We start from the raw sequence: 19,590 nt of genomic DNA, 5'->3' as shown, positions 1-19,590 counted from the left end.
GCGAATTTCATACAGTTACCGTCGCGTCTGCGGCGGTCGACGGGAAAGAGGACACTGTGCCTCCTGCCGCACCCAGCCCGATCATGCGTCGCCGACGGTTGGGCCTAGAACTGCGCCGCCTGCGCGAGGCTGCGGGCCTCACCGGCGACCAGGTCATCGAGAGGATCGGTTGGGCGTCCGCGTCCAAACTGTCCCGCCTGGAGAACGGCCGCAGCCGACCGGACCCGCAGGACGTCGGCGTTCTGCTGGCCCTCTACGGGGCCGACGAGGCACTGCACGCGGAGTTGCTCGGGATCGCTGGCGAGGCCGGCGACATGCGGGGCTGGTTGAAGAACTTCCCGGTGATGACGCAGCAGCAGCGTAGCTGGGCCGAGCTAGAGGCGGGCTGCGCGGAGATCTCCGAGTACAACCCGGTGTTGGTGCCGGGCCTGTTGCAGACCCCCGGGTACGCGAAGGTCCGGATCGTCTCGGCCCGCGAGGTGGGCGCGGGCGCCGGTGAACCGGAGCCCGGCGACGAGCCCGACACCGAGGTGCAGGCACGGATGGCCCGCCAGTTGCTGCTGACCCGGGAGCCGCACGCGCCGCGCTACACAGCGGTCCTGGAGGAGGCGGCCCTCGGTAACCGGGCCGGACCACCCGAGGTGCTGCACGAGCAGCTGGTCCAACTCTGCGAACTGGCTCTGCTGCCCAACGTGACGCTGCACGTGCTGCTGCGGGACACCCCGGTCGGTAATTGGTACCTTCCGCCGACCGCGTTCTCCGTCTACCGGTTCGCCGATCCGCTCGATCCGGAGACATTGGCCATCGAAGGGGGGTTCACCGACGTCATGTCGACCGAGGTAATCACGCTAAATAGCTATAAAGTGGTGTTCGAGTGGCTATGCACGGCGGCACTAACTGCCTCGGAAACCCTCTCCTGGCTGATCGAGTCGACGGGACGGCTGACCGAGGCGGTGCCCCCATCCACAGTGGCGTTCGGGCCGGCAACGGCGCCGACCCAACGCCGTCGGGATTCGGGGCGGCTGACGGAACGGTGATCCACGGGGGCCCATCCGTCGGGACGTGCGACACCACTCGTCCCATCGGATCGGTTCACACCAGGAGCAAAACCATGAACAACATGCGCAACACACCGTCCGCCTCCGTCCGCTCGTTGGCGGACGCCCCGTGGCGTACCAGCACACGCAGCCAGACCTCCAACTGCGTCGAGGTCGCCCCCCTGGGCACCGGCCCGTCCGCTGTCGCGCTGCGCGACAGCAAGGACCGAGGCGGCCCGGTGCTGCTGTTCAATCGGGCCGGATGGCTCGGCTTCATCGCCGGAGCTAAGGGTGGCCAGTTCGATCTGAACTGACCCAGTGACCGGGAAGGGGCCGTCGCCCAGCCTCGGCGCCGACCCGGGTGTCAGGCTGTTGTCGACACTCGCCCGGACGGCACCGATGCGTCAGGCCGGGGCGGCCGGGCAGCTCGCACCAGCCAGCGGAATCTCCTTGCTGATCAGGTACCGCTCGACGCGGCTCCGGGTGCACTCGGTGCGGGGGTAGCTGGCGTGGCCCGACCCCTCGTAGGTGAGCAGGCGGCCACGCGCGTCGAGTTGGCCCACCACCCGCTGCGCCCCGTCGTACGGGGTGGCCGGGTCGTAGCGACCGTTGAGCACCAGCAGCGGGGTGCTCGTCCGCACCCGCAGCCGATGTTGCGGGTTGTTCGCCGTCCAGCCCAGGCAGATCGCGGTGAAGCGGACGACCAGCGGGGAGGCCCGCAGGTGCGGTGCCGCGGCGCGGGACAGGTCGAGGTACCGGTTCCACTCGGCGAACCCGTCGACCGGCAGCGACCAGTCCTGGCAGAACGCGGGTAGGGCGTACTCGGTCAGGCCCTCGTCGCTGTCGACCGGGACCATCGGGGACGCGAGCGGGGGATCAGGCGCCTCGCCCCGCTCCAACGCGAGAAGCAGGTTCGCGAGGTCGGCCCAGGTCGCGTCGAAGAAGTTGACGAATGTCGCGAACCCAAACTCGAACCAGGTGAGCGTGGCGCCGGTGCCCGCGTCGACGAGCGTGCCGGCGTCGGCACGGCGCATCAGTCGGTCGTACAGCGCTGGCACGTCGCGTCCGTGCAGTGCGCAGCTGGAGGTCCGCTCGCACCAGGTGACGAACTCGTGGAACAGGGCCTCGTTACTGGCCGCCCCGCTGCGGACGTACTCCCTGATCCCCTGGCTGTGGTCCATCACGCTGTCCATGGCGAGTGCGCGGACGCGGTCGGGAAACAGTTCGGCGTAGGCCTGCCCGATCAGGGTGCCGTAGGACCACTGGTAGAAGCTGAGCTGCCGCTCACCGAGTGCCGCCCGGATGGCGTCCGTGTCACGCGCGACGCTCACACTGTCGAGGTGGTCGAACAGTGGGCCACTCTGCGCCCGGCAGTCGTCGCGTAACTGGCGGTTGTAGGTGCGGAGTCGCTCGAACTCCGTCGCGTTGGCGGGCGTCAGGGAGGGGTGCCGGGCCAGCAACGCCGATGAGCAGCGCACCGGCGCGCTACGGACCGTGCCCCGGGGGTCGAAGCCGACGATGTCGAAGCGGCGCAGCACGTCCGGCCCGAGCTGGGTGTCGGCCGTCAGCGCCACGTCCACCCCGGACAGGCCGGGACCGCCGGGGTTGAAGACCAGGACACCGATGCGGGCGGCCGGGTCGGTGGCGGTGCGCCGGGCCAGGGCCAGCTCGAAGGTCTCCCCTTCCGGTCGGGCCCAGTCGACAGGCAGGCGCAGGGTGCCGCAACGCGTACCCGGATCGTCGGGCCGTTCCGGGCACGCCCGCCAGTCGATGTGGCCGTTCCACCCGCCGGTGCTGCTCCCGGCGACCGAACCGGTGCGCGGCCCGGTGCCACCGGAGGACGCCGGCGTGGGGCCCGCGAACGCCGGTGGGGCGTTGAGCGACAGGGCGACGAGGACCGCGACGACGGCCGGAAGGCGACGGACAAGCGGTGGGCGCCGGCGGTCGACCCCGCTGCGACGCCAGAAGGTGGTTCTCTTCATGGTCAGCATTCGCCCAGCCTGCCGACGCCCGGTCCACGCCGGATCCATGCCGGTCCGTGGGGGAGGCTCAGCGCGAGGTCGCCAACCGCTCGGACAACTCCCCGGCCTGCGGATGACCGACCCGGTCAAAGATCTCCAACGCCTGTCGCCACAGATCCGTCGACGTGTCGTGGTCGCCCACCGCCCGATGGGTGTCGCCGAGCCGGACAAGTGTCTCCGCCCGTCCGCACTGGTCCTGAGCGCCGGAATACAGTGCGAGAGCGCGTCGGTAGCAGGCCGCCGCCGTCTGGTGCACCCCGAGACCCTGATAGGCGAAGCCGAGACTGTCCCAGGTGTGGGCCGAACCTACCCGGTCCTCGACCTCCTCATGGAGAGCCAGCGCCTGCTCACAGTAGGCGATGGCGCGGGCGTGCTCGTCCAGCCGGGCGTGGCCCCACCCGATCGCGTTCAGCGCGGCGGCCGCGCCGCGTCGGTCGTCGCTGCCGCTGGACAACGCCAGCGCCTTCTCGGCGTGTGGCAGCGCTGCCCGCGGGTTGCCCTCGGTGTCGTACACCCAGGCAAGATGCAGGTGGGTGCTCGCCTGCCCCGGCCGGTCACCGATCCGGTCGTACCGTGCCATCGCGCTGCGCAGGTGACGGCGGGCCGCGTCGTACCGGCGAAGGTGGAGGCTTGCCACCGCGAGGTCCCGGTGTGCCGACGCCTCGGCCCGCGGCTCGCCGCGCCGTCGCCCGACCGCGACGGCGACGGCCTGTACGGCGCGCAGGTCGTGCCACCGCGACAACCGGCCGAGCAGGGGGGTGAGCGCCTGGGCGAGCTGCCCGGCGTGCGCGTCGAAGCGGTGGGCGGCCGCGTCGTCGACGGCGGCCAGCAGCGCCCCCTGTTCGATGGTGAACCAGGCCAGTGCGGACCGGTGATCGGCGAACGCCGGTGCTGACCCGTCGGCGGGCAGGGGCAACGGATCGATCGGCTGGTGGCCGGCGTCGACCAGCCTCGCTGCGGCGAGTGCGGCCCGCAGGTAGTGGTCGAACACGCGCTTGCGCGCCCCGCTACGGTCGGCCGCGGAGTCGTGTGCCTCCGTCAGCTCCTCCCCGTAGGCCCGGAGCAGATCGTGACAGCGGAAGCGGTTGGGGGAGTGTTCCGCCAGCAGGTTCGCCCGGGTCAACTCGTCGAGCGCCGGCCGGATCAGGTGCGGGGGTGCCCCGGCGAGGCTGGCCGCCGCCACCGCGCTGAGGTCCGCAGTGGGGTGCAGGCTGATCTGCCGGAACAGCCGGGCCGCGTCCGGGCTGAGTAGACGGTACGACCAGGAGAGCACCGTACGGAGGTCGGTGGCGGCGTCGTCGGTGGCCAGGGCGGCGAGCCCGCCCCTGCTCACGGCCAGATCGTCGGCGATGGCCTGGAGCGGGAACGTGGGTCGGGCGGCGGCTCGCGCGGCCACGATGGACAACGCGAGGGGCAACCGCGCGGTACGGCTGATCAGCTCGTCCACCGCGGCCGGTTGGGTGGCGGCCCGCCGTGCACCAAGTCGACGGACGAGCAACTGGCGTGCTTCGGCGGTGCTGGGCAGGTCCAGTGCGACGGTGTGAGCGCCTTCGGCGGCGACCAGGCCGGGCAGCGTGTGTCGGCTCGTCACGATCACGCCACATCGGCTGGAACCGGGAAGCAGCGGTCGCACCTGTTCGGCGTCGCGCGCGTTGTCGAGCAGCACGAGTAGCCGTCGGTCCGCGGTCAGACTCCGGTACAGGGCGAACTGGGCCGCCGGCTCGGCGGGTACTTCCAGGGGCTTGACGCCCAGGGCGGGCAGCAGCGAGCGTACGACGACGGCGGACGGCGCGGCCTCCTGTGTCGCTGTGCCAAAACCACCCAGGTCGACGTGGAGTTGCCCGTCCGGATAGTGGTGCAGGCTGTCGTGTGCCCAGCGCAACGCCAGCCACGTCTTTCCGACGCCGCCGGTGCCGGTGACGACGACGGTGCCGGCCGATTCGGTGTCGTCGAGCAGCAGCGTCGTGAGCCGGGCCAGCTCGCGGGTCCGGCCGGTGAACAACGCCGGCGGGGCCGGCAACTGTCGGGGAACGATCCGTGGCGTGGGTCGCTGCGGCGGCCGCGCCCCGAATGTCGACACCTCCCGGTCGGCCCGCAGGATGCTGGTGTGCAGCCGTTGCAGGTCGGCGCCGGGCTCGACGCCCACCTCCTCGGACAGGACGTGGCGTAACTGCCGGTACGTCGCCAGCGCGTCCGCCCGCCGTCCGGCCCGGGCCAGGGCCACCATGAGCTGCCCCCAGGGGCGCTCGCGCAGCGGATCCCCGTCGATCTGCGTCCGGAGCGGGTCGATCAGCTCGTTGTGCCGGCCGGCGCGTAGATGAAGGTCCGCGACCTCCTCCAGCAGACTCGACCGCTGCTCCTGGAGCCGAGCCCGGACGGAGAGCAACACCCCCGCGCCGGGGAGGCCCGCGAACGGCTCGCCCCGCCACAGCGCCAGCGCCGCCTCGAACGCCCGCAGGGCATCCGACCAAAGCTCCTGCCGCAACGCCTGATACCCGCGCTGGGCCAGGTCGTCGAAGGTGACGCTGTCCAACGTCTGCCCATCGAGGACGAGTCGATAGCCGGTGGCCCCCGCGAGGATGGTGGGGTCGGGCACGCCCGGAGACCGCAGCGCTCGGCGCAACGCCCAGACGTAGGTCTTCACGTTGCCGGCTGCCGTCTTCGGTGGGCGGCCCTGCCACAGCTCGTCGACGAGTTGGTCGATGGACCACGCGCTGCCCGGCTGCGACAGCAGGACGGCCAACAGACGCACCTGCATCGGCGTGCCGAGGGCCAGCCGTTCCCCCGCGGGAGACCACACCTCGACCGGCCCGAGCAGGTGGTACCGCATCGCCGGCCTCCCCCCGTCACGCTGGACCATCACCCCACCGTACGGCCTGCCAGCGTTCCGCTGCCGCCGACGAGGTCCGGCGATCCGTGCGCTACCCCGGCGCGGGCGAGTCCCGCCGATCGGGGAGGGCGCCTCCTTGCGGGAGGATCTCAGGTGGACGGCCCGGATTCGCCATCCCGCATGGTGCCGGTGATCCCGGCGGCCTGGTCGCGGGCCCGACTCAAGATCGTCTCCGCCTCCTGCTGGGCGGCGGCCCGACCCCGAGCGCGGCGACCGCGACTCCGGACCACAGAGCGCTCGGACCGAGAGACGACCCGATGGTCGCACCGACGCCCAGTCCGAAGAGGACCGCAGCACTCATGACCGGCTTTCGCATGGCTCATCCTCGCGGCTCGGGACGGGGGCTTCTGGATCCCAGCATGCTGGAACCAGTCAACCCGCGGCCGAACGAGCAGGGGTGGCGGGAACACTGTGCCTTCTATACCGTGGCACGGTCACGGGCGACCTCATCGACAGCGCGGGTTGCCCCCGCGGGGGAGTCGCGTACGCGGTCGAGATGAGAGGATCGTCGTGACAATGGATTCGCAGGCAACCGACCGGCCCGAGGCTGGCGAGGTCGAGGTGCAGCAGAAGATCGACACGTCGGTGCCGCACTCGGCGCGAATCTGGAACTACTGGCTCGGTGGCAAGGACAACTTCGCGGTCGACCGCGAAGCCGGCGACCAGTACCGGCAGGTCTTCCCCGGTGTGGTCGACGTCGCCCGGGCGTCCCGGCAGTTCCTGGTCCGCTCGATCAGGTTCCTCGCCGCCGACGCGGGTGTCCGCCAGTTCCTCGACGTCGGCACGGGGCTGCCGACCGCCAACAACACCCACGAGGTGGCGCAGCGGATCGCGCCGGACGCGCGGATCGTCTACGTCGACAGTGACCCGCTGGTGCTGGTCCACGCGCGTGCGCTGCTGGTCGGCACCGCCGAGGGTCGGACCGCCTACATCGACGGTGACCTGCACGATCCGGCCGCGATCATCGCCGAAGCCGGCAAGACGCTCGACTTCCAGCAGCCGGTCGGCCTCATCCTCAGCGGCGTGCTGGGTCACGTGCCCGACTTCGAGACGGCGCGGTCGATCGCGCGGCAGTTGCTGGCGGCACTGCCCAGCGGCAGCTACCTCTCACTCAACGACGGCACGAGCCTGATCAGCGCCGAGATACAGCAGGCGCAGGACGATTACAACGACACCGGGGCCTCCCCGTACACGCTTCGCTCGCCCGACGAGATCGCCGGTTTCTTCGACGGCTTGGAGTTGGTGGAGCCCGGCGTCGTGCCGTGCCCACGGTGGCGACCCGACGACGCGGTCGACACCCCCGCGGACGTCGACGCCTTCGGCGGGGTGGGCCGCAAGCAGTAGGACCTCGGCGGGAGGATGTCGCCGGCGTTCGCTCCGGTGGCGACCCGCCGCTCGGCGCCGCAGAGGCAGGGCCGGCAGCTCCTCGTCATGCGCCGTGTCGAGGTGGGCGATCACCTCCTCGAACCGGTACTGATCGACGAGCAGCCGTCCGGTCGCGACGCGTACCAGTGGGCTCGCCGGAAACGCCTCACCGGCCTCGGCTCAGACTGGCGGACAGCTCGGCAGAAGCGCGGGGCCGCTCGTGGGCCTGACGGAGCACCTCGGCCGCATCGTCGGGTCGGTGCATGGCGAGCAGTACCCGCGCGCGGGTGACCGCCAGCGCGGCGGGAGCTGCATCCAGGGCGGCGGGGTGATTAGCTGCACGGGTGATCACTCCCGTTCCCCTCGGCACGTGGCCGACACCGTTGGAGGCCGCGCCCCGACTCGCCGCCCGGCTGGGGCTGGCCGAGCTGTGGTTCAAGCGCGACGACCTCGGCGGCCTCGGCGGCGGTGGCAACAAGATCCGCAAGCTGGAGTACACCTGCGCCCAGGCGATCGCTGCCGGCGCCACCACGGTGATCACCTCCGGTGCGCCGCAGAGCAACCACGCGCGGCTGACCGCTGCCGCCGCCGCGCGGCTCGGTCTCGCGTGCGTGCTGGTGCTCGCCGGCCCGCCCCCGGAGAAGCGGCGGGGCAACCTGCTCCTCGACGGGCTTGCCGGTGCGGAGGTCATCTGGGGCGGGGACCGCCCGCTCGCCGAGGTGGCGGCGGCCGAGGCGGAGATGCGGTCGGCGTGGGTGATCCCGTTCGGCGGCACCTCGCCCGTGTCGGTTCAGGGTTATGTGAACTGCGGCCGGGAGTTGCGGGCCCAGGTGCCGGACATCGAAGGGACCGACGTCGTGGTGGCCCTCGGCTCCGGCGGCACGATGGCCGGGCTCGTGCGGGAGCTGGGCGCCGAACGGGTGATCGGCGTGGATGTCGGTGCCCTGCCGGACCCTCGGGCGACAGTCGCCGGCTTGCTCGACGGTGAGGTCGAGCCGGACGCGCTGCGGATCGACGGCTCCCAGGTGGGCGCCGGGTACCGCACCCTGACTGACGGCGCTCGGGCAGCGCTGGAGACGACCGCGCGCGAGGAGGGCGTCTTCCTGGACCCGACGTACACCGGCCGGGCGATGGCGGGGCTGCTGGGCGGCAGCTTCCCGCACGGCGACAGGGTCGTCTTCCTGCACAGCGGGGGACTGCCGGGACTCTTCGGTCACCCCGAGGTCTAGACGAGTAAGTCCTCACTCTGGCTCGGGCTCGGGCTGGGGCCAGCGGCCGGCGGTGACCGTCGGTTACCTCCGTGGGGGGCGGATGCGGTAGTGAGCGGTATACCTCAGAGTCATATTCATACCTCTGAGGTATACCGCTCACGAGCACATCACACGGTCGGCCCCACCATCGCCCAGCGCCTCCTTGATCGCCTACGACCACTAGCCGCTACCCGGTCAGGCGTTGGCGAAGTGCTCGCGGTGGTCGTGGACGAACTCGGCGAAGGTCCGCGGCTGCCGACCGACGATCCGGGCGACGTGGTCGTTTGTGAAGTCGCCCCACCCGGAACCGTAGGCAACCCGGTACTCGGCGAGAACCTCGGCCGACCACTGGTCGAGACCCGCCTGGAGCAGGCCGTCGCGGGTCTGTTCCGGGCTCTGCGGTACGTACGTGACCGGCTGTCCGAGCGTACGAGCGATGTCCTCGGCGGCCTGGTTCAGCGTGCTGCTCTCCGGCCCGGTCGGCGTGTAGATCATGCCCTCGTGCCGCTGCGGCGCGGCGAGGATCGCCGCCCCCGCGGCGGCGATGTCCCGGGCGTCGATCATCCCGACCCGCGCGTCGCCGAAGAGCCCGTAGAGGTGCTCTCCGGCCTTGGAAAAGAGCACGTTCTGCATGAAGAAACTCGGGCGCAGGATCGTCCAGGGGATGCCCGACTGCTGCAACTCCGCGTCGGAGAGCGCGTGCAGTCGACCGTTGCGGGTGGGCGCGTCGTGCGCGGCGCCGATCGCGGAGAGCCGGACGATGTGCCGCACGCCGGCCTGCCGGGCCGCCCACACCGCGTTCATGCTCTGGCTCGGCGCCTGCGGACCCATCGGCATCAGCAGCCACAGCGTGGTGACGCCCTCGAACGCCGGGGTCAGCGTGCGGGGACGGTCCAGGTCGCCGACGACGTGGTCGACCCCGTCGAGTTTGGGAGCGCGCGACAGGTCTCGGACGAGGGCGCGTACCGGCTGGTTGCCGGCGAGTTCGCGCAGAACCTCCCTCGACACGGTGCCGTTTGCCCCGGTAATCAGAATGGTCATGGTCGTCCTCTCGGTCGGGCGGAACCGTGGTCGGGCCACCGGTCGCCGCCAGCGACGATATAGTCCAAAACTTGTACCGTCCAATGATTGGACCATTTTATGAAGCGCAGCACACTCAAGGAGCAGGACCCGGACCTCGGCATCCTGGCCGTGCAGCTCTCCGCACGCGTGCAGCGGGAGATCTTCCGGCGCTCGGCGGAGCACGGGTTCGACGACGTCCGGCCCCGCCACGGCGCGGTGCTCGCGTACCTGGACGCCGAGGGCACCCGCCCCGGCGAGCTGGCCCGGCTGGCTGGGCGCAACAAGCAGACGATGGGCGCGATCCTCGACGAGCTGGAGCGGCTGGCCTACGTCCGGCGTACGCCCGACCCCGCCGACCGCCGGGCGAAGCTGATCGTGCCGACGGAGAAGGGCCTGCGGTTCATGGAACTCACCGACGGCATCGTGGGCCTGATCGAGCAGCAACTCGCCGACACGCTCGGTCCCGACCGGTACCGGGACTTCAGGGACGCGCTGGGCCGGGGCGTGGCGAGCCTCCCCACGACCGCTCACGACACCGAGGGCTGAGCACGAGAAGCGCACGGGCGAGCGAGACGACAACTGGCCCGACTGGTACGCGGCATACCTGGTGAGCGAGCAGTCGGGGGCCACGCCGCCCGAGTGAGCACGCGGCCTGACATTCGCATCGCCCGGCGACCGAGGAGCCCGTCAGCGCAGCCCGCGCACGAGGTTGTCGACCAGGGTACGGGCGAAGTCCTCGGTCAGCGGCAGGTCGGGGACCAGGAGCCGGTGGTAGCAGGCGCCCCAGAGTTGGTCGACGACGGATTCCGGGTCGACGTCGGCGCGTAGCTGCCCACGAGTCATGGCTCTGGTGAGGGTTTCCACCGCCAGCGCGCGGCGGGGGCCGGAGTAGCGCTCCCGGTAGGCGGCGGCCAGTTCCGGGTCGGTCTGCGCCTGGCCGATGAGTTGGCTGATGACCCGCCCGGCGGAGGTGTCCCGGACGAGGTGGACGAAGGCGACGAGCTGGTTGGTCAGGTCGGCGACGATGTCCGCGGTGTCGGGGAAGGCCAACGTGGGCGCGACGACGGTGAAGTAGCCGTCCAGGGCGAGCGCCCCCCTGGACGGCCACCACTTGTAGATCGTCATCCGGCTGGCCCCCGCCTGGGCCGCGACCTTCTCGATGGTGAAGCCGGCCATGCCCTCGGCCAGCAGGAGGGCGCCGGCCGCCGTGAGGATCTCCGCGCGTACCTGATCGGCGGGGCGACGGCCACGACCACGGCGCGGTGGGGTGTGGGCGTCCGGCGTGAGCTGGGCCACGGGTCCTCCCGGTTATATGGACAGCATGTCTACATGATGGTTATATGGACACAGCGTACACAGCGGTGCCCGACCCCGGGACGCGCCGCGACGCCGACCGAAGGAGACGAGGACCATGACGGCTCTACCACGGCGACGGCTGGGCGCCACCGGACCAGAGGTGTCGATCATCGGGCTGGGCGCGATGGGCATGTCGGACCTGTACGGACCATCCGACGAGGCGGAGAGCGTGGCGACCCTGCACGCGGCCATCGACGCCGGCGTGAACCTGGTCGACACCGGGGACTTCTACGGCTCGGGCCACAACGAGATGCTGATCGGTCGGGTGCTGCGCGAGCGCCACCGGGACGAGGTCGTGCTCAGCGTCAAGTTCGGCGCCCGCCGGACACCCGAGGGCGGGTTCCAGGCAGCACCGTACGACGTGTCGGCGGCGGCGGTGAAGGACCGGTTGGCGTACTCGCTGCGCCGGTTGGGCACCGACCACATCGACATCTACCGGCCCTCCCGGCTGAACCCGCAGGTGCCGGTCGAGGAGACCGTGGGCGCGCTGCTGGAGATGCAGCAGGCTGGCTACATCCGGCACATCGGGCTCTCCGAGGTGGGCGCGGACACCATCCGCCGGGCGGCGGCCGTCGCGCCGATCAGTGACCTCCAGATCGAGTACTCGCTGCTGTCCCGTGGCCCCGAGGCCGCGATCCTGCCGGTGTTGCGCGAGTTGGGCATCGGCCTGACCGCCTACGGGGTGCTGTCCCGAGGTCTGCTGAGCGGGCACTGGTCGGCGGACCGCGCGCTGACCGGCACGGACTTCCGGGCGAACAGCCCGCGTTTCCAGGGCGAGCACCTGACCGCGAACCTGCGCCTCGTGGACGCGCTGGGCCGGGTCGCGCAGCGGCTGGGAGCGACAACGAGCCAGGTGGCGATCGCCTGGGTGGCGGCGCAGGGCGAGCAGATCGTGCCGCTGGTCGGCGCGCGGCGGCGAGACCGGCTGACCGAGTCGCTGGCCGCGGCCGACCTGGTGTTGGACCGGGAGGCACTGGACGAGATCGAGCGTGCCGTGCCGGCCGGCGCCGCCTCCGGCCAGCGGTACGCGGCGCCGATGATGGACCTGCTCGACAGCGAGAAGTGACGGGGAGGTCAGGGAGCTGACCGCCAGACCCAGTTGCGGCGCTCGTAGCGCGGCACCAGACCGGCGCGGCGCAGATTGTCCAGCGACGGGTTCCGCGTACCGGGCGCGGGTTTCCCGGTCTCGGCGAACAGCCACCGGCACCCGGCCTCCGCCGCGGCTCGGGCGCGGGCGGCGATCAGCGCCGACTGCGCACCGAGGCCGCGGTGCCCGGGTGCCGTCGCGGCCGCGTTGAGCGAGGCGGACTCGCCGTGCAGGAACAGGTTGCCGCCCGCCACGATCGCGCCGTCGTCCCACGCGGCGTGCGGCCTCCAGGCCGGCTCGCCCACCGTCGCGGCCAGCATGTCGGTGAGCCCACCGGCCGGCATGCCGAAGCCGGCGAGCAGCACGTCGGCCCAGCGTCGCGCGTCGCCCGTCGACACCGGGCCGACCCGCAGGCGGGTCCGCGCCTCGGCGACATCACCAGGTCGGGCGGCGAGCTTGACCCAGGTGCTTCCCGGCTCAAGGCCGCGGGCGGCGGCGACCTCGTCGAAGCCGTTGGGCAGGACCGCCGGGACGAGCTGGAGGACCGCCTGGTCGACACCGTGCTCCCGGTAGAAGTCGAGGACACGATCCAGGATCTGCACGGTGAACGGCTCGGTGACGCCGAAGCCGAGGGCCTTGCTCCAGTACCCACCGGAGGGGTCGTTGCGCATGGCGAGGGCGACGCCGCCGCCGATGCGCGTGGTCACGACCCCCAGATCGGTGTACGCCGGCTCGGGTGCCCGCGACTCGTAGGCGTACATGAACTCGCACTCCACGCCCTCGGCGAGCGGGGTCAGGTCGGTCGGGTTGGTCATCAGCCGATTCTCGCCTTGTACCGGTCCCAGGCGCGCACCAACTGCATCCGGTTGTGGATGCCAAGCTTGTGATAGATGGAGCGGAGCTGCGTGTCCACGGTGTGGAAGGAGACGAAGAGGGTTCCGGCCGCCTCCTTCTTCGTGGCGCCGGCCGCCAGCACCTCGGCCACCCGTTCCTCGGCCGGGGTGAGCGCGCCGATCCCGGTCCGCGGCGGCTCGTCGGTCGACGGCCGGTGCCGTGGGGTGGCGGCGAGTTCGACACAGCGCCGGTCGGCTGTCGCCTGGTCGCCCGGCGCGCCGATCCGGGCGTAGAGGGCAGCCGCCTCGTGCGCGGCGTCCCACGCCTCGGTCGGGCACAGTCGAGGGCTGTTCGCGAGGTCGAGCAACGCGTCGGCCAGCGCCGGCCGGGCGGCGGTCGTCCGCAGCCCGTCGACCGCCGACCGCAGCGCGTCCGCGTCGCGATCGAGCAGACCCCTGGTCTGCGCGGCCAGCGCGTGCCACAGCGGGACCGGGGTGCGGGTGGCCACCAGCTCGACCAGTTCGGTGACCCGGCGGGCCGCCTGGGTGTCGCCAACGGCCATCGCCGCGCGTACCAGTCGAGGGCCGAAGTGCGGCACGGGCAACAGCGACCGAACCGACCGGTGCAGGTCGGAGACCGCTCTGTCGAGCAGGCGCGCCGGCTCGCTGAGGGCGGGGTCGCGGACTGCGACACAGAACGCCGGCGTCCACGTCGTACTGTCGGGCCATCGTCTCTCCCGAAGGCACGCGCGCAGGACGGCGCGGGCGGCGTCGTGTTCGCCGCGGCGGTAGCCAACCTCGGCGATCACCGCGATCAGCAGCGCACGCACCTCCGGGCTGAGGTCCGTCGAGCCCGACCCGAGCGCCGTGACAGCCAGCGCGCCCGCTTCGGGCAACTCTCCCACCGCGACCATCCGTAGGCAGTCCAGGGCGGCCAGTCTGCCGCTCACCGGGGCGCCGGGCGACGTCGTCTCGTCCGACGCCGTCGCGCTCCGCGCGTCCTGGTACCGGCCCAGGCCGAGGTGCACCAGGACCCGTTCGGCCCGGATGGCCGGGGCGTCGGGTCGTGCCACCCAGGCGCCCGGGTCCAGGGCCGCCAGCACGGCGTCGGCACCCGGGAGATCGCCGTGCGACAGCGAGCGAGCCGCCCGACCGAGTGCGAGGTGGCGAGCGGACGAGTGGTCACCCGCTGCGGCGTGCGCGGTGCCCGCGTCGCGGAGCAGGGCATCGGCGTCCGGATGGCCGGTGCGTGCCGCGACCGCGGCGACCACGGCGAGCAGAGTGCTCCGGCTCCGGTCGTCCAGGCCCTGGTCGAGCGCCTCCCACAGGCCAGCGAGGGCCACCGACGGCCGCTCCCGTGCCGCGATCTGTGCCAGGTGCCCGAGCACCTGGGCCCGGTGGCGTTCGTCGTGCCGGTGTCCGGCCACCTCGGCCGCCAGGACGCGCAGCGCCTCCGTCCCGCGCCCGGCGAGCCGGAGTTGGTCCGCCGCGGCGAACAGTGCACGCCGGCGTTGCTCGGCGTCGGTGAGGTCGTTAGCCGGGAACGTGCCGGCGTCGAGGGATGATTCGGACAATGGCGTTCTCCCCGGTGGTTACCCGGCGCGTCGACATGCCGTCCTGCGACCGAGCCTAGCCACGGCGTCCGGAGCGGGCGACCGGATCGACGAACCGGCCCGATTGCGCTGGATGGCCCTCGCCGTCCCCTATCTGACCTGCGGTAATGGCGCGATCACGCGATGCGACGACGATGGCTGGGCCCGATCATCGAGAGTATGACCCCATCGACCCAGGTTCCCGGCCGGTACCGACTCCGGGTCGTCATGCTTGCTCTGGTCCTCTTCGCCAGCACCGGGGCGGGTGGACACGCTCCGCCGTGGACCCGCCTGGTGCTGGTGGCGACCGCGGCAGCGATTCCCGCCGCGATCGCTGTGACGTACGGCTGGCCGGCGGTGCGCACCTTCCTGGGGCTGCCGTCGCGGCTACGCCTGCCCGCGCCCAGTCCGGGCCAACCGGAGTAAGGAGACAGCGATCATGGCGAACCGCGATCCCGAGCCGCGCCGCGGCGACCAGGGGGCCCCGCCCTTCGCGGGCCGTAACGTCGAGGTCGAGCGGCAGAACCCGGATCTGCTGGTGCCGCCCACTACCGACAGTCGGTTGGTGCCCAACCTCAAGTTCTCGTTCTCCCAGGCGCACACCCGGGTGGAGAAGGGTGGCTGGACCCGCGAGGTCACCACTCGCGACCTGCCCATCGCCACCCAGTTGGCCGGTGTCCAGTTCGGCCTGGAGCCGGGCGCGTACCGGGAGATCCACTGGCATCAGCAGTCCGAGTGGGCGTACATGCTCAGCGGCAGTTGCCGGATCAGCGCTGTCGACCACGAAGGACGCAACTTCATCGAGGACGTCAAGGCCGGCGATCTGTGGTTCTTTCCGCAGGGCGTGCCGCACAACATCCAGGCGCTCGCCGACGGCGCCCAGTTCCTGCTGGTCTTCGACGACGGCGCCTTCTCGGAGAACAACACGTTCCTGCTCAGCGACTTCTTCGCCCACACACCTCGGCACGTCCTCGCGAAGAACTTCGGCTGGACGATGGAGCAGATGGAGAACCTGCCCGAGCGGGAGAAGTACATCTTCCAGGGCGACGTCCCACCGCCCCTGCAACAGGACCGGGTGGTCAGCCCCACCGGCGACATCCCGCGCAGTTTCAAACACCGGATGACCGCACAGACGCCGCAGCGTTTCCGAGGTGGAACGGTCCGGGTCACCGACTCGACAAACTTCGCCGCGTCCGTGACCACCGCTGCCGCGCTCGTCGAGGTCGAGCCCGGTGGGATGCGCGAGTTGCACTGGCATCCGACCACCGACGAGTGGCAGTACTACATCTCCGGGACCGGTCGGATGGGCGTCTTCGCGGCCCAGGCCGCCGCCCGGACGTTCGACTTCCAGGCCGGCGACGTGGGCTACGTGCCGTTCGCGTACGGCCACTACATCGAGAACACCGGTGACGAGCCGTTGGTGTTCCTGGAGATGTTCCGGCATCCCCGCTTCGAGGACATCTCGGTGATGCAGTGGATGGCCAACACACCCCACGAGGTCATCGCGGACACGATCAACGTGCGGAAGTCGATGGTCGACGAGTTGCCGACCACCAAACAGGTCGTGATCTGATCAACTCCCGACGGGTGCCGGCGAGGTGGGCGCCTGGGCGGGTCGTCGGCGTCGGGACACCGCCCCCACGAGGACGTCGATGACGAGGAAGGCGAGCACTGTGAGCCCGAACAGGGGTAGCGCCCAGCCGATCGCCACGGTCACCGGGACACCGATCAGCAGCGCCCAGAGCGGCAGGCCGCGTACGCCGCCTCGGGCCGGTGGGGTGCCGGCGAGGGCGCGTCGGTCGGTGCGGGTGGGTCGGCGTTGCCACCACATGCGGTAGCCCCAGACGATGACGCAGAGCAGCCCGAGGGCGAGCGCGGCGAGCAGGATCTGGTTGATCAGTCCGAAGAGGATCCCCATGTGGGCCTGGATGCCGAGGCCGCTGAGTTGGGCCAGCAGCGGCCAGTCGGCGAAGTCGCTGCGGGCGGTGATCGTACCCCCGGCGGGGTCGACGGCGACCCGGTCCTTCGCGACTGGCCAGGTGTTGTCGACCTGGGTGACGGTCCAGGCCGAGCCCGGCTCGGCCGCCGGGGCGATCTCGACGGGGCCGGCGAGGCCGGCCCCACGGGCGGCCGTCACCACCCGGTCGAAGGCCGCCGACTCGACCACCCCGCCCGCCCCGGAGGCTCCGTGGTGGCCGCCGCCGGTCTCGTCGGGGGCGACGGGATCGGCGAGGAGGCTGGTGGAGATCTCCGGGGTGCGGGCGTTGAGCGCGTCGAGGCCGGCGCTGAAGTTCGCCCCGGCGTAGCGGGACCAGGTCAGCCCGGTCGCGGAGAGGAAGAGCAGGCCGACGGTGAGCCAGATGCCGGTGGTGGCGTGCCATCCCCGGGTGCGACGCACACCCGTGCCGGCGGACAGGTCCGGCACGAGCAGGTGGCGGGCGGTGGCTCGGGCGGCCCCGCGTCGACGCCACCAGAGGATGACCCCACCGAGCGCCATCACCCACAGCCAACTCGCGGCCAGTTCGGAGTAGTGCTCGCCGACCGTGCCGAGGTGCAGGTGGCGGTGCAGGTCGTCGAGCCAGGTGGTGGCGGGCGTGGAGCCGAACCAGGTGGTGAGCTGCCCCTGCGACTCGGCGGTGTACGGATTGACGTAGACGGTGTGCTGGTTCTCGCCGAGTTCCGGCAGGGAGAACGTCACCCGGGTGGTCTGGTCGCCGTCGCCGGGCTGCACGGCGGTGATGCTGCCCTCGGGGTGCGCGTTGCGGGCGGCCCCGACCTGCTCGGCCAGGGACACGGGGCGGTCACCCGCCTGGGCGACTGTCAACTGGTCGCCGTAGAGGATCTGGTCGAGCTGCGGGGTGATGGTGAAGGCCAGCCCGGTCAGGGCGGCTGTCACCAGGAACGGGGCGACGAGGATGCCGGCGTAGAAGTGCAGCCGCAGCAGCAGCGCGCCGAACGGTGAGGCGCGCCGGGGCGGCCGGGCGATTTTCTCGGGTGTGGACGGCTCTGGCGTCGCCGTGCCGGACAACTCGGTAAGAGACATGGTGATCCGATCGGAAGAGTCGGGAAGCACCCGAAGGCCCTTCCCGTACTGGTCTGGTCGCCCGGTGGTGTGTCGCGTCGGCCCTCTGTGGTAGTCGGGTCACCGGCGCCGCCGGTTCCCGACAATGTGGAGGGTCGAGTCCCCGAGGTCAGTGTTCGTCGGGCTCGTCGGCGCGGCGCGGATCGCCGTCGGTGCGAGCGATCGCGGGGGCCCGCCGCCACCGCAGCCCGGCCGCCACCACGACGAGAACGGCCAGCGCGGCACCCGCGACGAGTACGCCGGCACCCGGGCCGCCGCCGGTCTCCGCTGCGGTGGCGGCGGCGGACGGGCTGGCCGCCGGCCCGGCGGCCGTCGGGGCGGCCGTCGTGGTACGGGCGTCGGCAACCGGCGCGGCGCTGGACGCGGGGTCGGCCACCGTGAACGGGTACGACCCCTGGACCGGGTGCCCGTCGGCGGAGACGACCCGGTAGGCGACCGTGTACCTGCCGTTGGGCAGTGTGTCGGTCACCTGGACCGTGCTCTTCGCCCCGGCGACCACCGGCTCGCCGGTGGCGAGCTTCCGTCTGGCGGCGTCGGTGAGCACGATGGTCGTGAACGTGGGGTCGAGCCGTTGCATGAACTCGAGGGCGACCTCGGTCGGTGCGCTCGGTAGGGTCGCGTCCCGAGCCGGCGTCGACGACTTGAGCGAGTTGTGCGCCCAGGCTGGGGCGGCCGGGATGAGCAGCGCCACGACGACGGCGAGCACCGCCGCGCCGAGCCGGACGGCGGTGCGGCGAGGCGGCGGTACGGGCATGAGGAGACTCCGGTTCATCCGAGCACCTGCTGGCCGATCCAGCCATCCGGTGGACATCCGGGTGGGATGGCGAAGACCGCGGACCCGATCGGCGTGGTCCATTCGTTGAGCAGGTCCCGCTCGGCCAGCCGGCGTTGGATGGGCAGGTACTGCCGGGCGATGTCGGCCTGATACGAGGTGAAGATCAACCCGCTGTCGGCGTGGCCCTCGGCTGTCGGTACACCGTCGTAGTTGTAGGGCCGGCGCAGGATCCTCAGCCGGTCGTCGGTGACCCGGGCCCGGGTGAGGTGGGAAAAGTCGGGGATGACGGTGAGCCCGTCGGGGCCGGTGGCGGCGAAGTCGGGCTCGTCGTGTTCGGCGGTGCCGGTGAGCGGGGCGCCGGTGTCGAGTCGCCGCCCGATGGCAAGTTCGCGATCGGCGCGGCCGAGCAGGTCCCACGTCTCCATGTTCATGCTGATGCGCCGCACCACCACTGTGGTGCTGTCGCGAAGCCACGCCGGGCCGTCCGGCACCCAGAGGGCGGTGTCCAACGGGGGGCCGGGCCGGGGGTTGGCGGTGCCGTCGAGCTGGCCGAACAGGTTGCGTTGCGTGTGACCGCCCGGCTCGACGCCGGGGCTGCGCCGGAAGCCCCGCTGGACCCACCGGACGGTGGCGAAGGGCCGGCTGTCCTTGAGCAGAACTCGTTGGGCGTGGGCGACGGTGACCGCGTCGTCCGCGCAGATCTGCACCAGCAGGTCACCGCCGGACCAGGCCGGCTGGAGGCGGTCGACGCGGAACGAGGGCAGGTCGGCGACCGAGGCCGGCCGGCGATCGTCGACACCGGCGGCCCGGTACAGGCCGGGGCCGAAGCCGAGGGTCACGGTCAGCCGTGCCGGCAGCAGCCCGAGTTCGGCCTCGGTGTCGGCCAGCGCGGGTTGGCCCTGGGTGAGCCGGACCGCGTCGTCGGTGAGCAGCCGAAGCATCCGACCCAGCGCGGCCCGGTCGGTGCCGGCCCGCAGGGTCAAGGAGACGAATGCCGCGTGCGCCTGCGGTTCGGTGACGATCCCGGCCTGCCGGGCGCCGTGAAACGGCTCGACCAGGCCGCCCACGCTCGCCACCGGCGTGGTGTCGGCAGCCGCCCGTGGTTGCCCGCTGCCGCTACGGGTCGCGGCGATGGTTGCCGCGCCGGCCAGGGCTCCTCCGCCGGCCAGGGCTCCTCCGGCGGCCAGGGCCCCGCCGGTGAGCAGGGCCCCGGCCGGGGGGGGGGGGCGCCCCCCGGGGG

At 71.9% G+C, this 19,590-nt stretch carries 17 protein-coding genes; 8 read left to right on the top strand and 9 right to left on the bottom strand.

Annotated features, from left to right (window positions below; translation table 11 throughout):
- The first annotated feature begins 56 nt into the window (after positions 1-56).
- Together ABZU25_RS21935 and ABZU25_RS21930 are read left to right on the top strand one after the other, a co-directional pair.
- Positions 57-1,037 (top strand): helix-turn-helix transcriptional regulator, encoded by a 981-nt coding sequence (locus tag ABZU25_RS21935; protein WP_355031219.1) that lies wholly within the window; start codon positions 57-59, stop codon positions 1,035-1,037.
- Positions 1,038-1,111: 74 nt separating this feature from the next.
- Positions 1,112-1,351 (top strand): DUF397 domain-containing protein, encoded by a 240-nt coding sequence (locus ABZU25_RS21930; protein WP_355031218.1) that lies wholly within the window; start codon positions 1,112-1,114, stop codon positions 1,349-1,351.
- Between the two features lie 90 nt (positions 1,352-1,441).
- Here the strand turns inward: ABZU25_RS21930 and ABZU25_RS21925 are convergent, their stop codons facing one another.
- Both ABZU25_RS21925 and ABZU25_RS21920 read right to left on the bottom strand, forming a co-directional pair.
- Positions 1,442-3,019 carry an alpha/beta fold hydrolase gene (locus ABZU25_RS21925; protein WP_355031217.1) on the bottom strand — a complete coding sequence of 526 codons (1,578 nt, stop codon included), beginning with the start codon at positions 3,017-3,019 and terminating at the stop codon, positions 1,442-1,444.
- A gap of 67 nt (positions 3,020-3,086) precedes the next feature.
- Positions 3,087-5,888 carry a BTAD domain-containing putative transcriptional regulator gene (locus ABZU25_RS21920; RefSeq protein WP_355031216.1) on the bottom strand — a complete coding sequence of 934 codons (2,802 nt, stop codon included), beginning with the start codon at positions 5,886-5,888 and terminating at the stop codon, positions 3,087-3,089.
- Positions 5,889-6,464: 576 nt separating this feature from the next.
- Between ABZU25_RS21920 and ABZU25_RS21915 the strand changes: the two genes are divergently transcribed.
- Positions 6,465-7,292, top strand: coding sequence for an SAM-dependent methyltransferase (locus tag ABZU25_RS21915; protein WP_355031215.1), 828 nt, complete (start codon positions 6,465-6,467; stop codon positions 7,290-7,292).
- A gap of 365 nt (positions 7,293-7,657) precedes the next feature.
- A complete protein-coding gene (locus tag ABZU25_RS21910; protein ID WP_355031214.1) occupies positions 7,658-8,542 on the top strand; it encodes a pyridoxal-phosphate dependent enzyme in 885 nt (294 codons plus the stop codon).
- Positions 8,543-8,758: 216 nt separating this feature from the next.
- Here ABZU25_RS21910 and ABZU25_RS21905 read toward each other — a convergent pair whose 3' ends face one another.
- Positions 8,759-9,604 carry an NAD(P)H-binding protein gene (locus ABZU25_RS21905; RefSeq protein ID WP_355031213.1) on the bottom strand — a complete coding sequence of 282 codons (846 nt, stop codon included), beginning with the start codon at positions 9,602-9,604 and terminating at the stop codon, positions 8,759-8,761.
- Positions 9,605-9,703: 99 nt separating this feature from the next.
- On the opposite strand from ABZU25_RS21905, the gene ABZU25_RS21900 reads away from it, so the two are divergent.
- Positions 9,704-10,171: a MarR family transcriptional regulator gene (locus ABZU25_RS21900; protein ID WP_355031212.1), complete on the top strand. Its 468-nt coding sequence runs from the start codon at positions 9,704-9,706 to the stop codon at positions 10,169-10,171.
- Between the two features lie 141 nt (positions 10,172-10,312).
- Here the strand turns inward: ABZU25_RS21900 and ABZU25_RS21895 are convergent, their stop codons facing one another.
- Entirely contained in the window at positions 10,313-10,921 is a 609-nt protein-coding gene (locus ABZU25_RS21895; protein ID WP_355031211.1) for a TetR-like C-terminal domain-containing protein, read from the bottom strand.
- Between the two features lie 115 nt (positions 10,922-11,036).
- On the opposite strand from ABZU25_RS21895, the gene ABZU25_RS21890 reads away from it, so the two are divergent.
- The gene (locus tag ABZU25_RS21890; RefSeq protein WP_355031210.1) at positions 11,037-12,047 is read left to right on the top strand and encodes an aldo/keto reductase; all 1,011 of its coding nucleotides are present in this window, start codon (positions 11,037-11,039) and stop codon (positions 12,045-12,047) included.
- A gap of 8 nt (positions 12,048-12,055) precedes the next feature.
- Here ABZU25_RS21890 and ABZU25_RS21885 read toward each other — a convergent pair whose 3' ends face one another.
- Together ABZU25_RS21885 and ABZU25_RS21880 are read right to left on the bottom strand one after the other, a co-directional pair.
- Positions 12,056-12,883, bottom strand: coding sequence for a GNAT family N-acetyltransferase (locus tag ABZU25_RS21885; protein WP_355031209.1), 828 nt, complete (start codon positions 12,881-12,883; stop codon positions 12,056-12,058).
- Positions 12,883-14,475, bottom strand: a complete 1,593-nt coding sequence (locus ABZU25_RS21880; protein WP_355031208.1) for a helix-turn-helix transcriptional regulator — start codon at positions 14,473-14,475, stop codon at positions 12,883-12,885. The genes ABZU25_RS21885 and ABZU25_RS21880 overlap by 1 nt, the downstream gene beginning before the upstream one ends.
- Positions 14,476-14,673: 198 nt before the next feature.
- Here ABZU25_RS21880 and ABZU25_RS21875 point away from each other — a divergent pair, with 198 nt between their 5' ends.
- Both ABZU25_RS21875 and ABZU25_RS21870 read left to right on the top strand, forming a co-directional pair.
- Positions 14,674-14,919 carry a hypothetical protein gene (locus ABZU25_RS21875; protein WP_355031207.1) on the top strand — a complete coding sequence of 82 codons (246 nt, stop codon included), beginning with the start codon at positions 14,674-14,676 and terminating at the stop codon, positions 14,917-14,919.
- Between the two features lie 13 nt (positions 14,920-14,932).
- Positions 14,933-16,066 (top strand): cupin domain-containing protein, encoded by a 1,134-nt coding sequence (locus ABZU25_RS21870; RefSeq protein ID WP_355031206.1) that lies wholly within the window; start codon positions 14,933-14,935, stop codon positions 16,064-16,066.
- On the opposite strand, the gene ABZU25_RS21865 is transcribed toward ABZU25_RS21870, so the two are convergent.
- The 3 genes from ABZU25_RS21865 to ABZU25_RS21855 form a co-directional block, all read right to left on the bottom strand.
- On the bottom strand, positions 16,067-17,536 hold the full coding sequence (locus ABZU25_RS21865) for a PepSY domain-containing protein (protein ID WP_355031205.1): 1,470 nt from the start codon (positions 17,534-17,536) through the stop codon (positions 16,067-16,069).
- Between the two features lie 148 nt (positions 17,537-17,684).
- The gene (locus tag ABZU25_RS21860; RefSeq protein ID WP_355031204.1) at positions 17,685-18,347 is read right to left on the bottom strand and encodes a copper resistance CopC family protein; all 663 of its coding nucleotides are present in this window, start codon (positions 18,345-18,347) and stop codon (positions 17,685-17,687) included.
- Positions 18,344-19,555 carry a Dyp-type peroxidase gene (locus ABZU25_RS21855; RefSeq protein ID WP_355031285.1) on the bottom strand — a complete coding sequence of 404 codons (1,212 nt, stop codon included), beginning with the start codon at positions 19,553-19,555 and terminating at the stop codon, positions 18,344-18,346. Before ABZU25_RS21855 ends, ABZU25_RS21860 begins: the two co-directional genes overlap by 4 nt.
- Positions 19,556-19,590 lie beyond the last annotated feature (35 nt).

The sequence above is a fragment of the Micromonospora sp. NPDC005215 genome (assembly GCF_040607915.1).
In the GTDB taxonomy this organism is placed as follows: domain Bacteria; phylum Actinomycetota; class Actinomycetes; order Mycobacteriales; family Micromonosporaceae; genus Micromonospora.
The sequence above is the reverse complement of the archived record's forward strand: the minus strand, read 5'-3'. Positions and strand labels throughout refer to the sequence as shown.